15 protein-coding genes are annotated in these 14,684 nt (G+C 54.9%); 8 read left to right on the plus strand and 7 right to left on the minus strand.

The genetic code is table 11. The annotated features are described in order from the left end of the window. The first annotated feature begins 34 nt into the window (after positions 1 to 34). Positions 35 to 595 carry a hypothetical protein gene (locus BM261_RS10315; protein ID WP_074897971.1) on the plus strand — a complete coding sequence of 187 codons (561 nt, stop codon included), beginning with the start codon at positions 35 to 37 and terminating at the stop codon, positions 593 to 595. Positions 596 to 672: 77 nt separating this feature from the next. Here BM261_RS10315 and BM261_RS10320 read toward each other — a convergent pair whose 3' ends face one another. After that, on the minus strand, positions 673 to 1,116 hold the full coding sequence (locus BM261_RS10320) for an RpiB/LacA/LacB family sugar-phosphate isomerase (RefSeq protein WP_074897973.1): 444 nt from the start codon (positions 1,114 to 1,116) through the stop codon (positions 673 to 675). Positions 1,117 to 1,223: 107 nt separating this feature from the next. Here BM261_RS10320 and BM261_RS10325 point away from each other — a divergent pair, with 107 nt between their 5' ends. The 5 genes from BM261_RS10325 (at position 1,224) to BM261_RS10345 (ending at position 6,227) form a co-directional block, all read left to right on the plus strand. Next, on the plus strand, positions 1,224 to 1,877 hold the full coding sequence (locus tag BM261_RS10325; RefSeq protein ID WP_074897976.1) for a phosphoesterase: 654 nt from the start codon (positions 1,224 to 1,226) through the stop codon (positions 1,875 to 1,877). Positions 1,878 to 2,099: 222 nt separating this feature from the next. Then, positions 2,100 to 3,800 (plus strand): single-stranded-DNA-specific exonuclease RecJ, encoded by a 1,701-nt coding sequence (gene recJ, locus BM261_RS10330; RefSeq protein WP_074897978.1) that lies wholly within the window; start codon positions 2,100 to 2,102, stop codon positions 3,798 to 3,800. An 86-nt stretch (positions 3,801 to 3,886) separates the two neighbouring features. After that, positions 3,887 to 4,315 (plus strand): hypothetical protein, encoded by a 429-nt coding sequence (locus tag BM261_RS10335; protein ID WP_074897980.1) that lies wholly within the window; start codon positions 3,887 to 3,889, stop codon positions 4,313 to 4,315. 126 nt (positions 4,316 to 4,441) lie between these two features. Next, on the plus strand, positions 4,442 to 5,242 hold the full coding sequence (locus tag BM261_RS10340) for a dioxygenase family protein (protein WP_074897982.1): 801 nt from the start codon (positions 4,442 to 4,444) through the stop codon (positions 5,240 to 5,242). Positions 5,243 to 5,324: 82 nt separating this feature from the next. Continuing rightward, positions 5,325 to 6,227 (plus strand): substrate-binding domain-containing protein, encoded by a 903-nt coding sequence (locus tag BM261_RS10345; RefSeq protein ID WP_074897984.1) that lies wholly within the window; start codon positions 5,325 to 5,327, stop codon positions 6,225 to 6,227. A gap of 343 nt (positions 6,228 to 6,570) precedes the next feature. Here BM261_RS10345 and hemL read toward each other — a convergent pair whose 3' ends face one another. Beyond that, the gene (gene hemL / locus BM261_RS10350; RefSeq protein ID WP_074897986.1) at positions 6,571 to 7,857 is read right to left on the minus strand and encodes a glutamate-1-semialdehyde 2,1-aminomutase; all 1,287 of its coding nucleotides are present in this window, start codon (positions 7,855 to 7,857) and stop codon (positions 6,571 to 6,573) included. Positions 7,858 to 8,093: 236 nt separating this feature from the next. On the opposite strand from hemL, the gene BM261_RS10355 reads away from it, so the two are divergent. Next, positions 8,094 to 8,795, plus strand: coding sequence for a hypothetical protein (locus tag BM261_RS10355; RefSeq protein WP_074897989.1), 702 nt, complete (start codon positions 8,094 to 8,096; stop codon positions 8,793 to 8,795). 91 nt (positions 8,796 to 8,886) lie between these two features. On the opposite strand, the gene BM261_RS10360 is transcribed toward BM261_RS10355, so the two are convergent. Then, entirely contained in the window at positions 8,887 to 9,756 is an 870-nt protein-coding gene (locus tag BM261_RS10360; protein ID WP_074898036.1) for an endonuclease/exonuclease/phosphatase family protein, read from the minus strand. Between the two features lie 146 nt (positions 9,757 to 9,902). Between BM261_RS10360 and BM261_RS10365 the strand changes: the two genes are divergently transcribed. Further along, positions 9,903 to 10,853 (plus strand): DUF2167 domain-containing protein, encoded by a 951-nt coding sequence (locus BM261_RS10365; protein WP_074897991.1) that lies wholly within the window; start codon positions 9,903 to 9,905, stop codon positions 10,851 to 10,853. 56 nt (positions 10,854 to 10,909) lie between these two features. Here the strand turns inward: BM261_RS10365 and gltX are convergent, their stop codons facing one another. The 4 genes from gltX to BM261_RS10385 form a co-directional block, all read right to left on the minus strand. After that, complete coding sequence (gene gltX / locus BM261_RS10370) at positions 10,910 to 12,304, minus strand: glutamate--tRNA ligase (protein WP_074897994.1); 1,395 nt, start codon at positions 12,302 to 12,304, stop codon at positions 10,910 to 10,912. Between the two features lie 32 nt (positions 12,305 to 12,336). Then, complete coding sequence (locus BM261_RS10375) at positions 12,337 to 12,894, minus strand: methylated-DNA--[protein]-cysteine S-methyltransferase (RefSeq protein ID WP_074897996.1); 558 nt, start codon at positions 12,892 to 12,894, stop codon at positions 12,337 to 12,339. Then, complete coding sequence (locus tag BM261_RS10380; protein ID WP_074897998.1) at positions 12,887 to 13,504, minus strand: IMPACT family protein; 618 nt, start codon at positions 13,502 to 13,504, stop codon at positions 12,887 to 12,889. The genes BM261_RS10375 and BM261_RS10380 overlap by 8 nt, the downstream gene beginning before the upstream one ends. A gap of 244 nt (positions 13,505 to 13,748) precedes the next feature. After that, entirely contained in the window at positions 13,749 to 14,681 is a 933-nt protein-coding gene (locus tag BM261_RS10385) for an electron transfer flavoprotein subunit alpha/FixB family protein (protein WP_074898000.1), read from the minus strand. Positions 14,682 to 14,684 lie beyond the last annotated feature (3 nt).

Here is a 14,684-nt window from a genome sequence, read left to right on the forward strand (position 1 = left end):
CATCCGCCCCCTCATTATTGCAAAAGGAAAAATGATGAAAAAAACCAATATTGTCAAAAAATTGATGCTTGCCGCCGTGATGTTCCCGTTGGCGGCACAGGCGGCGCAAGCTGCGGAGATGGCATCCTTCGGCGAACCGCCCAAAGACTTCAAAATCGGCTATCAAACCGAGCAAAACGGCATGGTAATGGTCGAGCTCGTACCGCAGAAACAGACCGTCGACAACTGGACAAAAATGATTACCCTGCAATCCATGGCAGGCGCAAAACCGGGCGTGGCCGCATTCGGCAACAATCTGTCTACCTTATGGAAAAATACCTGCCCGGGAGGCAGCTTTGACACTGTACAGGAAGGTAAAGAAAACGGTTATCCCTTCGCATTATGGATGATGGCTTGCGAAAACAACCCGAGCAGCAACAAACCCGAATTGACTTGGGTGAAGGCAGTACAAGGCAACGACGGCCTGTATGTGAAACAATACGCCTTCCGCTATGCGCCAAACGATGCCGAAATTACCAATGCCATGGGGCATCTGCGCAATTTAATCGTCTGCGACAATAGTGCGAAGCATCCTTGCGGCAAAAACGGCAAATAAGCGTTTAAATATTTTCAGACGGCCTTGGCAGTAAAATGCAACAAGGCCGTCGGTTTAAAATAACAAAAAACAAACACTCACGCGCCGCACTCGAATGCCTCGATTTCGCCAACCTTGGGCGCATAAGCGCTGCTTGTGTCGTGGCGCAAATCCAGCCAAATATCCACCAGTGCCCAAGCGGCAGGTGCGGCAATCACATTCTGCCCCATGCACAACACCTGCGCGTCGTAGTTTTCCACCGAACCGCGGACGGTAAGCAAATCGTGCGCCGTCGCCGCCCGTATGCCGCGCACCTTATTGGCAGCAATCGCCGTACCCACGCCCGTACCGCAAATCAGGATGGCGCGGTCGGCACGCCCCGCCGCCACTTCCTGCGCCGTCGCAAACGAAAGCTGCGGATAAGTGCCTTCGGGCGAAGACAAATCGACCAGGCTGCCGACACGCGAGTCGTTTTGCAAATGCGCTTTGAGCGCGTCTTTTAATAGTGCGCCGTTGGCAGGCGCGGCAATAACCAAACGCATACATACTCCTTAACCACATAATAAACATAACCAGCATACGCCCGCTTGCAATACGCTTCAAGCCGGACAGCCGCACTACCACATCAAAAAATCACAGGAAACGCAACATGAGCAAAATCTTTTTCACATCCGACCTACATTTTTCGCACAAAAACATTGCCAAATTCTGCCCGCAGTTCCGCCCGTTCGACAACATCGCCGACATGGACGAATACCTGATCGAAACATGGAACAACACCGTTTCCCCCGATGATGACGTATACAACTTGGGCGATTTGTCTTTCGCCCACGACATCAAAAAAATCGCCGCCGTCCTATCGCGCCTCAACGGCAAACACCACCTGATTTACGGCAACCACGACGACATCATCCGCCGCCACAACAAATACCTGTTTGAAACCGTCAAACACGACGGCCACCCACTGCTGTCATCCGCCCGAACCTACCGAAAACTGCAATTGGAAGAAATAGACAACACGCTGATTTTGTTCCACTACCCGATTAACGAATGGGACGGCTGCCACAAAGGCTGGTATCACTTATACGGCCATTTGCACGACCGTCTGGCAGAAATCCCCGGCCGTGCCTTAAACGTCGGCTTCGACCTGCACGGCCGTTTCCTCACCCCGCAAGACATCGACAGCTTCCTCAGCCCGCTGCCGAAAATCTCGCATTTCGGCGAAAACACATCCGTACCGTCCCAATTAGAAACTGCCAAGGACTTCGTGGCACATCGGCTTCAGGCAATCAACAATTTGTAAGACACGAAACCGCAGCGGAGTAACCGGAATTTGCGAATTTATATATTTTCGAACACGAATACCCAGCCTCCGCCCAATAACAAAAAGGCCGTCTGAAATATATTTTTCAGACGGCCTTTCATCAAAAACACCCTCAAACGCCGAACAACCGCCACCAAACCGCCCCGCCCGTTTTATTCCGCTATATAATCCGTCCTTTTTTCCGCCGTCCGAAACCGCCCCATGTCCGCCAAAATCCAAGTCCGTCCCGTCAATCCCCAAACCTGCCAAACCCTGATTGCCGCCGGTGCCGACCCGCTGATCGCCCGCCTGTGCGCCGCCCGCGACGTGGCCGGGCCGGACGAGTTGCTGGACAAACTTTCCGCCCTGCTGCCTTATACGCTGCTGAAAAACTGCGAAACCGCAGCCGTCCGATTGGCCGACGCAATCGAAAAACAGGAAAACATCCTGATTGTCGCCGACTACGACGCCGACGGCGCAACTGCCTGCGCCGTCGGCATCAAAGGCTTGCAGGCCATGGGGGCGCGGGCGGATTTTATGGTGCCGAACCGCTTTGAAAACGGCTACGGGCTGACACCCGAAATCGCCGAAGCCGCAGCGGCGGCCGGCGCGCGCCTGATGCTGACGGTGGACAACGGCATCGCCAGCATGGCGGGCGTGGCGCGGGCTGCGGCCTTGGGCTTAGAAGTCATCGTTACCGACCACCACCTGCCCGCCGAAGAAACGCCCGACTGCATCATCGTCAATCCCAACCAGCAAGGCTGCGGTTTTCCGAGCAAAAACCTGGCGGGCGTGGGCGTGATTTTTTACGTCCTCACCGCCTTGCGCGCCGAAATGCGCCGACGCGGCTGTTTTTCAGACGGCCTCACCGAGCCGAACCTTGCCGACCTGCTGGATTTGGTGGCTTTAGGCACGGTGGCCGACGTTGTGCCGCTCGACCACAACAACCGAATTTTAGTGTCGCAGGGACTGAAACGGATGAGGGCGGGCAAGATGCGCCCGGGTATCCGCGCCCTGTTTGACGCGGCACGGCGCGACTGGCGCAAGGCGCAGCCTTTCGACATGGGTTTTGCGCTGGGCCCGCGCATCAATGCCGCCGGACGGCTGGATGACATGTCCGTCGGCATCGCCTGCCTTTTGGCCGACAACGACGCGGCGGCACAAACGCTGGCGGCACAGTTGAACGACCTCAACATCGAACGGCGCGAAATCGAACAATCCATGCTCAACGACGCGCTGGCGGGCTTCCCCGAAACACTGCCGTTCGGGCAGACCACGCTGACGGTTTACCGCGACGACTTCCATCAAGGCGTAGTCGGCATCGTGGCAGGCCGTCTGAAAGAGCGTTTCCACCGCCCCACCATCGTCTTCGCCCCGGCGGACAACGGCGAAGTGCGCGGTTCGGGACGCTCCATCCCCAAGCTGCACCTGCGCGATGCGCTGGATTTGGTGGCCAAACGCCATCCCGACCTGATTTTGAAATTCGGCGGACACGCGATGGCGGCCGGCCTGACCATACACGGAAACGACGTCGCCCGCTTTCAGACGGCCTTCGAAGAAACCGTGCGCGGCCTGCTGGATGAAGACGACCTGACCCAAACCTACCTTACCGACGGCAGCCTTCCCGCCGGCGACATCACGTTGGAACGCGCGCAACACCTGTCCGCACACGTCTGGGGGCAGGGATTCGCCCCGCCGAGCTTTACCGACGAATTCAGCGTCATCCGCCAGCAAAGCATGGGCGCGGAAGGCAAACACAAAAAAGCCCTGCTGAAAAAAGACGGCTACGAATTTGAAGCCATGTTCTGGCGGTGCGGCGAAAACATCCCCGAACGCATCCGCACCGTCTACCGCCCCGTGGCCAACGAATGGCGCGACAACATCGAACTGCAACTCTATATCGATTATTGGGAAGCGGCCTGATTCCGGTATAAAGGCCGTCTGAAAATCTCAAACCGCGCGACGGCAAAACAAAAATACAAACACACGAACTACGAAGGAACCCTCGGATGAAACCCCTGCTTTTCTGCCTGCTCACGGCAGCCATCGGCAACTGCCTCTACCACCTCGGCCTGAAATCCGCCGACATTCAGGGCAACCCGATGCGGGCCTTAAGCCTGTATTACGCCTTCGCCTTCATCCTTTCCCTGGCAGCCGCGCCGTTTTTCGGCCCGCTGAAACTTTCAGACGGCCTCGTTTCCGCCGCCGATTGGCGCATCTGGTTGGTGGCCGCAGGCATGGTATTAATCGAACTCGGCTTTTTCTTGGCCTACCGCAGCGGCGGCTCGCCGCAATGGTCGGGCGTGGCAGTAAACGGTACCGCCGCCTTGTTGTTGGTACCTCTGGGCATCCTGCTGTTTCACGAACAATTTTCCATGCAAAAAGTGCTGGGCATCATACTCACACTATCGGGCATCTATTTTTTGGCCTCCAAATAAAACAGCTTGATATCAATATGCTACCGTAATCCACTAAATTTTATTGCACAAATTATATGCAGGCTATATGATGACCGACCACCCGCACCCACCATCAAAGACACACCGCTCTTCGGAGAAACCATCATGAGACTGCCCGTATTGTTCATCGGCCACGGCAGCCCGCTCAATGCCATACGCGACTCCGCCTACACCGAAGAATGGCAAAACTACGGCGACGAACTGCTCGACGAATACGACGGCGAAATCGAAAGCATCCTCTGCATCTCCTCCCAATGGCAGACCGAAGGCACGCGCGTCACATCTGCCGAACAACCGTCCACCCTGCACGATTTCGACGACTTCCCCGACGAACTCTACCGAATAAATTATCCCGCCGAAGGCAACCCCGAACTGGCCGCCCGCATCGTCGCCCTGTTGGGGGAAGAGCAAGCCGCCGCCGACCCGCAACGCGGCCTGGATTACAGCGCGTGGGCAGTATTGAAACGCCTCGTCCCCGCCGCCGACATCCCCGTCGTGCAAATGAGCCTCGACAGCCGCCTGAACGCCCAAGGCCACTTCGACCTGGCGGCCAAACTCGCCCCGCTGCGCAAAGAAGGCGTGCTGATTGTCGCCGCCGGCAACATCGTCTCCAACCTGCCGCTACAAGACTGGCAACATCCCGACCGTGCGGGCAATGCCTACCCGTGGGCGGATTTGGCGCACGAACTGGTCAACAAATGGATAACCGGCCGCCGCTACGACCGCCTGCTGGACGAAGCCCAATATCCCGTCGCCATCCGTCAGGCATTCCACAACCGGCAGAATTTCTACCCGCTGCTCTACGCCCTGGCATTACGCGGCGAAAAAGAACCGATCGAATTTTTCAACGACGAAATCATCGGCAAATCCGTCAGCATGACTTCGCTGGTCATCGGCTTCGTCTGATTCTCGGAAGCGCAGTCCTCCTTTACAGTTATCGGCCGAATCATTATCATCCGGCCGATAAAAACAACAGGAAACGTCTGCCATGCCTGTCCGAAAACTCCTCTCCGGCCTCCTTGCCGCCGTCCTTTTCGCCGCGCTTCCGGCTGCTGCCAAAGACATCGTTTGGAAACAGCAAACCATCACAATCGCAAAAAATCCAAGCCGCATCGCCGTTTACGATCCTGCCGCGCTCGACATCCTCGAAAGCCTGGGCGTACAAACCGCCGCATACAACGACGGCGGGCAACCCGATCCCGCCAAACTCGCCGCCGAACCGCCCGAATTGATTATCCTCGGCGGCGCAACGGCAGGCCGTCTGAAAGATACCGCCGCCATCGCCCCCTCCCTCGACCTCACACCCGATACCGACAGCTACCTTACCGACCTTGCCGCCCGCACCATGCTGCTGGCCGACATATTCGGCAAAAACAAAGCCGCCGAACAAAAATTGAAAGCCGTATCCAACAAACGGGCCATCTTAAAACAGCGCACCGAAGGCAAAACCGCCATCTTACTGCTGATGGAAAACGGCGGCTTCATCCCCCAATCCGAAGACGACCGCTTCGGCTTCTTCTACACCCTCTCCGACCTGTACACGCCCGACAATGCCGACTTGACGCATCATCCCGAAGACCGGCCACCCGCGCCGCTGCCGGAAAAAGCTTCCTCGCGCCAAAAAAAGGCCGCACGGGAAGCCGAAGAAAAACGGCTGGCCGAACAAAATGTGCGGTTGGAAAAACTGCTGGCCGCCCGTCCCGACTACATCGCCGTCCTCAACCCGCACGCCGATGCATCCGCCACCCGCGCCGAACTGCAAAAACACTCCGTACTCGGCCGGTATTCCGCCCAAACCATCCTCCTCGATACCGGCTCTTGGTATCGAATCGGCGCGGGGCTGGACAACACCACCCGCATGTTGGACGAACTGATACGGGCAACCGACTGAAACACCGAGGCCGTCTGAAAACCCGTCAGGTTTCGCGGGAAAGCCGATTTTCCGTACCGGCGGCCCGATAGGCAGTCTCTCAGGTGGAAGACGGTTTCTCACGAATCCCTTTCGACTCCTCTGCCCCTCACGACACGCCCTGCCGCACCTGAACCGAATATGCCCGGCCGAACCGATGGGAAAACGGTAACCGTGCGCCCTATCCGTCCCGACCCGTTTTTTTACAACATAAAGCCTGCGGCAGGGCAGGCAACACCTCAACCGGACATGCAAAAAGGCCGTCTGAAAACATCAGCTTCTGTGAAGTAAATGTTTTCAGACGGCCTTTATTCAAAAATATCCGTTATCCGGCCATTGCGGCGAAAACTGCTTCTGCCGCCGCCACGGTTTCGTCTATCAGCTCGGGCGTGTGCGCGGCGGAAACGAAGCCCGCTTCGTAGGCCGACGGGCCGAAGGCAACGCCGCGTTCCAACATACCGTGGAAGAAATGTTTGAAACCGTCGGTATTCGAGCGCGCCATGTCGGCGTAGTTTTGCGGCACATGATCGGCAAAATACAGGCCGAACATGCCGCCCACGCTGTCGGCGGTAAACGCTACGCCTACTTTGGCTGCGGCCGTCTGAAAGCCTTTAACCAACTGTTCGGTGCGCGCGGTCAGGTTTTCGTAGAAGCCTTCGCGCCGGATGATTTCCAGTGTTTTCAAGCCGGCTGCGACGGCAATCGGGTTGCCCGACAAAGTACCCGCCTGATACACGCCGCCCAGCGGGGAGATGCAGGCCATGATGTCTTTGCGCCCGCCGAACGCCGCCAGCGGCATACCGCCGCCGATGACTTTGCCCATCGTGGTCAGGTCGGGCGTGATGCCGTGCAGCGACTGCGCGCCGCCGAGTGCGACGCGGAAACCGGTCATTACTTCATCGTAAATCAACACGGCGCCGTGTTTGGCGGTGAGGGAGCGCAGGGCGCGGACGAAGTTTTCAGACGGCCTGACCAGATTCATATTGCCCGCGAACGGTTCGACAATCACGCAGGCAATTTCGCCGCCGATTTTTTCAAACGTTTCTTCCAGTTGGGCGGTGTTGTTGTATTCGAGCACCAGCGTGTGCTTGGTGAAATCGTCGGGCACGCCGGCGGAAGAAGGGTTGCCGAAGGTGAGCAGGCCGCTGCCGGCTTTGACCAGCAGGCTGTCGGAATGGCCGTGGTAGCAGCCTTCGAACTTGATGATTTTGTCGCGGCCGGTAAATCCGCGCGCGAGGCGGATGGCCGACATGGTGGCTTCGGTGCCGGAGCTGACCAGCCGCAGTTGTTCGACGCTGGGCACGAGTTCGGCGATTTTTTCGGCGATGACGATTTCCGCCTCGGTGGGCGCGCCGAACGACAAACCGCCCAACGCGGCTTCGCGCACGGCTTCGATGACTTCGAGGTGCGCGTGTCCGACAATCGCAGGCCCCCACGAGCCGACGTAATCGATGTAGCGCGTGCCGTTTTCGTCCCACACATACGCGCCTTGGGCTTTTTTGATGAAGCGTGGCACGCCGCCGACGCTGCCGAATGCGCGGACGGGGGAGTTTACGCCGCCGGGGATGATGGCTTTGGCGCGGTTGAACAAGGTTTCGTTGCGGTCGGTCATAATCATTCCTTTCGAGGCCGTCTGAAAATGCGGCCGGATAAATTTGCATCAGACGGTATGATACCGTAAATCGGACCAAGCCATTCCGTTAATCCGTATCGATATCGACTTGACCATATTTTATATAAATTTGATAATATTTATCGTTTGTTAGATAATCTTACCGTTTCTTCGGGGTCTCCCCGCCTGCAAACATTCATTGATTTTTATATTTTCCCCACATAATGAGGTTCCATATGAAAAAACGTAATGCCGTCATTCTCAGTGCGGCTTTGGGTATTTCTGCTTCTTTCTGTACCTACGCCGCCGATTTCGGCCACGAGCAAACTTTGACCATCAGCGGCAAACCTGCCTATTTGGCCGAAACATCCGCCCGCGTTCTAGCCAATCAGAATGCCACTGCTCCGGAATTGGTAGAAGACATTACCGACGGTTTTGGCGCGAAAAAAATACCCGGCTACAAACTGATGGTAATGGGTCGTACCTATTCTATGGCCGCCGAAACCAAACCGCCGAAACAGGGTCAAACCCAATGGCGGGAAAATGCCTATGTCCATAGGGGCATCAAATTGTATCTCGGCATTCCGGTTGCCGGCGGCAAAATGGATTTGGCCAATGCGAAGCTGATCAATATCGGCGTGGTGGATGATGACGGCGGCTCCGCCCCCCACGTTCCCGAAGAAAAAATCCGGCCGGTAGGCAAACAGTTGATGGGAAAAGATACAAAAATTGAAAAAGCCAAACTGCGCATCAGCGAATTGGATTTTCCCGATATGGATAAAGGGGAAACCAGCGGCGGCGGCGTACGGCTGGAAGCGGAAGCCTTTATTGACGGCAAACCCGTCCACACCAAAATCAACAGCACATTTGCCCGCTTTTATACAGGCAAACCGGCCAGTGCCGGGGCATTCAAGGCTGATGCGCGTTTGATGAAATAAGCGAAGACAAAAAAATTAGGAGCTGCCCGCATTTCAAAAAGCAGCTCCTTTATAATGCTTCCAGACAGGAGGCCGTCTGAAAAACCGTATGCTACCAACGCACCATCAGCGCACGGTGATCCGAATGCCGCCAAGGCAAAGGTTCGGCACGCACCGGCTGTTTTGCCAAAACATGATCGAGGTTTAGCCCGAACGGCAGCCAGGTTGGCGTCCAAAACCGTGTTTGCGCCCGTATGCCCGCCGTTTCGGTAAAACTGCGGAACAGTGGCGAAAACGGGCTGCTGTTCAGATCGCCAACCACCAGCACATTTTCTTCCTTCCCGATGAATACGGCCGTCTGCGCCAAATATTCCTGCCGTTCCACCGCCAATGAGGCACTGACGGGCGGCGGCGGATGAAGGGCAAATAAGGCGGTATTGCCCGCTACCGCACGAATATACGGATAATCGCCGACAAACCTTACCTCACAGCCGGCCAGGGGCTTCCTGCTCCACACTGCCAGGGCAAACGGACTGTCCGACTCCCATTCGCAACCATAGGGATAACTGCGGCGCAAAGCCTGCCATCCGCTGTCGGCCAAATCGATTTCCGCCAAAGCCAGCACTTCCGGCGCGGCAGCCAAAATCTTTGCCGATTCTTCGGCTGCCTTGGGATTATCGAGATTCACGTTGTACCACAACAGGCTGTGATGTGTTTCAGACGGCCTCTCCCCTTCGAAAGGCTGCGCCAGCCACAGCAACAGCACAGATGCCGCACCCAGCCATAGCCAACGTTTCCAACCACTGTCCAACCAAACCGCCAACACGAAAACGGCGGCATAATAAGGCACAAAATGGCTGAACAACTCAGCCTGCCAATACGATGCGCCGATATTGCCCGCCAATACCGCAATCATCGATAAAACCGCCAATATCCGCACCCTTTGAACGGCAAACTGCCGCCAACCGAATTTTTTATCCATATTTTTCCAAACTGCAATCATATAATCATGTAACTATTGGCTTGCCTATTGTAAACTTCCACCTTCAACCGTATCGGAGCATACGGTATTGCTGCCGACCGCATCCATTTTTTACTCACCCATTTTACTTTACGGGAAATTCTGTCATGAAAAACAACCGCCTTGCCTGCGCCGTTTTAGCCGCTTTGCTGTCTATCCAAACCCTGCCGGCATCTGCCGCCAAACCTGATACCGCTTCAACTGTAGGAACACCCTCACAGAACAATCCTGCTCCTGCAGATGCCAGACTTCCCGCCGACCTCGCCGAACAAATGGTTGTCGGCCCGGCGGTTATCGATTTGGGCAACCAGGCAAAACTGAAACTGCCCGCTAAAATGGTCTTTATCAAAAAAGAAGCCGCCAACACCATGATGGAGGAGGCCGGCAACGGTACAGACCCCAACCGTTACGGGCTGATTCTGCCGGAACAAGAGAATGATGAAAGCGATACTCCCTGGCTGGTGGATCTGACCTTTACCGATTCCGGTTACATCAAAGACGATGATGCCAAAGAATGGGATGTCGAAGCCATGCTTGAACAATTGAAAGAAGGCACAACCGAACAAAACAAAGAACGTGCCGCCCGCAATCTGCCCGAATTGGAAACGCGCGGCTGGGTGGAAAAACCGCAATATGATGCCGCCAACCACCGGCTCATTTGGTCGATTGACGTTTACCACAAAAACGAACCTAACCAAAACCCATCCATCAATTACAATACCTTCCAGCTCGGCCGCGAGGGTTATATCGAACTGACCATGGTCAGCGATTTGAAAAACATAGAGGCATACAAACCCGTAGCACGGGAGTTGTTAGGCAACATCGAATTCAACGAAGGCAAGCGTTACAGCGATTTCAATGCCGCCACCGACAAAGTGGCGGAATACGGATTGGCTGCCTTAGTCGGCGGATTGGCTGCGAAAAAACTGGGCTTGTTGGCCCTTGTCGGCGCATTGCTCGCCAAATTCGGCAAATTGATTGCTGTCGGCGTGATTGGGGCAGGCGCGCTGTTTAAAGGCTTATGGCGCAAAAAAGATAAAAACCAAAGCGAAGAATAAGTCCCTGAGAAACCAAAAAGGTCGTCTGAAAATTTTCAGACGACCTTTTCAACGCTTTAAGAACGTATCCGTTTCAACACTTCTTCCTTGCCAATTAGTGCCAACACGGCATCGACGCTGGGTGTTTTCGCCGTGCCGCAGACGGCGAGGCGCAGGGGCATGCCGAGTTTGCCCATTTTGATGCCTTCTTCGTCGCAGAAGGGTTTGAACAGGTCGTGGATGGCTTCGGCGTTCCAGTCTTCCAGCCCTTCGAGGCGTTCGGCGAAGCGCAGCATACGGGTGGCGGCTTCGTCGTCCCAGTGTTTCTGCACGTCCGCTTCGGCGGGCGTTTGTTTGACGTAGAAGTAGAGGCACTCGTCGGCGAGCGTGTTCAGGTCTTGGGCGCGGTCTTTGACCAATGCCAACACGTCTTCCAACGCGGGTTTTGCCGTGTCGTAAATGTCGTGCAGGGCGAGGCGGGGTTTGACGAGTTCGGCGAGTTTCTCGTTGGGCGTGATTTTGATGTGTTCGCCGTTAATCCAGTAGAGTTTCTTCAAGTCCATGCGGCTTGGAGACGGCGAAACATCTTTCAAATCAAACCATTCAATGAATTGTTCCATCGTGAAGAACTCGTCGTCGCCGTGCGCCCAGCCCAAACGCGCCAGATAGTTGAGCATGGCTTCGGGCAGGATGCCCATCGCGCCGAAATCGGTGATGGCGACGGTATCGCCGCTGCGTTTGGAGATTTTTTTGCCTTGTTCGTTGAGAATCATGGGCAGGTGGCCGTATTCGGGCAGGTTCGCGCCGATGGCTTTTAAGATATTGATTTGTTTCGGGGTATTGTTCACATGGTCGTCGCCGCGGATAACGTGGGTAACGCCCATGTCGTAGTCGTCCACCACGACGCAGAAGTTGTAGGTCGGCGTGCCGTCGGCGCGGGCGATAATCAGGTCGTCGAGTGCTTCGTTGGGAATGGAGATTTCGCCTTTGACCAAGTCCGTCCACTTGGTAACGCCTTCCAAAGGCGTTTTGAAGCGGACGACAGGTTGCACGTCGGCAGGGATTTCGGGCAGGGTTTTGCCTGCTTCGGGACGCCAGCGGCGGTCGTAAGTCGCCGTGCCTTCTTTTTCGGCTTTCTCGCGCATGGCTTCCAGCTCTTCTTTGCTGCAATAGCAGTAGTAGGCGGCACCTTTTTCCAAGAGTTCGGCAATGACTTCTTTATAGCGGTCGAAACGGCGGGTTTGGTACACGACGTTGTCGGCGTTGTCGTAGTTCAGGCCGACCCATTTCATGCCGTCGAGGATGATGTTGACGGATTCGGCAGTAGAGCGCGCCAAGTCGGTGTCTTCGATACGCAATAGGAACTCGCCTTTATGATGGCGGGCAAACGCCCATGAAAACAAGGCGGTGCGCACGCCGCCGATGTGCAGGTAGCCGGTGGGGCTGGGGGCGAAACGGGTTTTGACTGTCATGTTGTTTCCAATATTTATGTAAGATATTTAATTTAAAACAGAGGGATACGGTGGCTTTCCAAATCCAATAATGCCTGTTTGCGCGGCAATCCTCCGGCATAGCCGGTCAGCTTGCCGTTGCTGCCGATAACGCGATGGCAGGGAATGATGATGGAGATTTTGTTTGCACCGTTGGCGGCAGCTACTGCACGAACGGCTTTAGGATTAGCCAAAGCTTCGGCTTGCTGTTTGTAGCTGCACGTATCGCCATAAGGTATGGTTTGCAGGATATGCCAAACCTGCTGTTGAAACGGCGTGCCGATTAAATCAAGCGGTATGTCGAAGTTTTGCCGCCGGCCGGCAAAGTATTCGGCCAATTGGCGGCGCAGGTTTTCAGTATCGGCGTTCTTTTGTTCAATACATTCCTCCGCATTATGGTGTTTCATAACGGCCTGTAATTCACGCGATAAAGTCTGTTGGTCGGTAAATTCGAGCAGGCACAGCCCTTTTCTGCTGAATACGGCTGTCATTTCACCAAGCGGAGTATCTATTTCGATGCGGTTTAAACTATCAGCGGCGTTTTCAGACGGCCTTTGGATGTGATTATTCATCTTCCATATTTCCTTGCTCACTGATATCAATCGCACGCGTCTGCCGCCAAGCAGCCAAACAGTTTTCATAATTGGCTTGCGGGATACACATGGTCAGACGACAGTCGAGTTGCAAATCTTGTGCAATAATTTCAGCCTGATGCTGTTTGGCAATCCTCACGGCATCGTTCAAATTTGGATAATCGCAACGCAAAAAGACGGTTTTCTCAATGTTTTTTTCTACTATATCGGCAGTTTTCAAGGCTTCGGCTGCAGCTGTTTTGTAAGCATGTATCAAGCCCGGAACACCCAGCAGTGTACCGCCGAAATAGCGCACGACAATAATCAATACATCGGTCAGACCGAAAGAATCAATCTGCCCCAATATCGGCCGTCCTGCACTGCCGGAAGGTTCTCCATCATCATTGGCACGAAATTGCAGGCCGTCTGTACCGAGGCGGTAGGCATAACACCAATGCCGCGCCTTATGATGCGCCTGTCGCTGGTCATCTACCAGTTTTTTTACCTCTTCAGTGGTACGTATCGGGTAGACGTAGGCAATAAAACGGCTGCCCTTATCTTTAAATTCGGCTTCAACCGATGCGGACAGGGTACGAAAAGTATCAGCCATATTCAGACGGCCTTCCTGACAATAAAAACCGCTTTGCAGACCGCCGACAATAAGCCTTCCATCTTTTTGAAACGGATATTGAAACCGCACATGAAGCACACCCTTTCCACACCATTCCAATCATAGTTGCGTCTTGACTGTATCGGATTTTGGATTTGAAAAATGATGGATTTAAAAGCACAGGCCGTCTGAAAGAGGATGCTTTTAAGTTTCCGTTCAGACGGCCTGTTTCACGTGAAACGCCTTATTGTTTCAGTGCTGTCGTCAATTGCGGCACGATATCAAACAAATCGCCCACTATACCGTAATCCGCCGCATTGAAAATTGCCGCTTCGGGATCTTTATTGATAGCAACCACGGTTTTACTGTCCTGCATGCCGGCGATGTGCTGAATCGCGCCGGATATGCCGACCGCGATATACAGCTCGGGCGCAACTACTTTGCCGGTTTGGCCGACCTGATAATCGTTGGGCGCATATTCGGCATCAACGGCCGCACGGGACGCGCCTATTGCCGCACCCAGAACATCGGCCAGCGGGATCAGCACGGCATCAAAATTCTCTTTGCTACCCAAACCTTTGCCACCGGACACCACTATACGCGCCTGTGTCAGTTCGGGACGTTCTGATTGCGGCAGCTCGCGGCTGACAAAGCGGCTGATATTTTGCGCGGGCGTAGGTGCGGCAGAAACGGTTTCGGCCGAACCGCCGTCTGCGGCGGCATCAAAAGCGGTGGTACGGAAAGTCAGTACCAATTTCGGCTCTGTACATTTCAATGTAATCAGTGCGTTTCCGGCGTAAATCGGACGTACAAAGGTATCACCGTCTATGATTTCAACCACATCGGATACTTGCGAACAATCCAACAAAGCAGCAATGCGCGGCATCAGATTTTTGCCGAAGGCATCGGCAGCGGAAGCAATGTACCGGTAATCGGCAGCCAGAGACACGACCAAGGGAGCGAGTTCTTCTGCCAATGCTTCGGCATAATGCGGCGCATCGGCCAGCAATACTTTTTCCACACCGGCCACTTTTACCGCCTGCTCTACCACAGCCGACGCGCCGCTGCCCGCCACCAGCATGTGTACACTACCCAGTTTGGCAGCGGCGGAAACAGCATGGAGGACGGACGGATTCAAGGTTTGATTATTGTGTTCTGCTATCACTAATACGTTCATCAT

The sequence above is a fragment of the Neisseria elongata subsp. elongata genome, from assembly GCF_900113545.1.
Classification (GTDB): domain Bacteria; phylum Pseudomonadota; class Gammaproteobacteria; order Burkholderiales; family Neisseriaceae; genus Neisseria; species Neisseria elongata.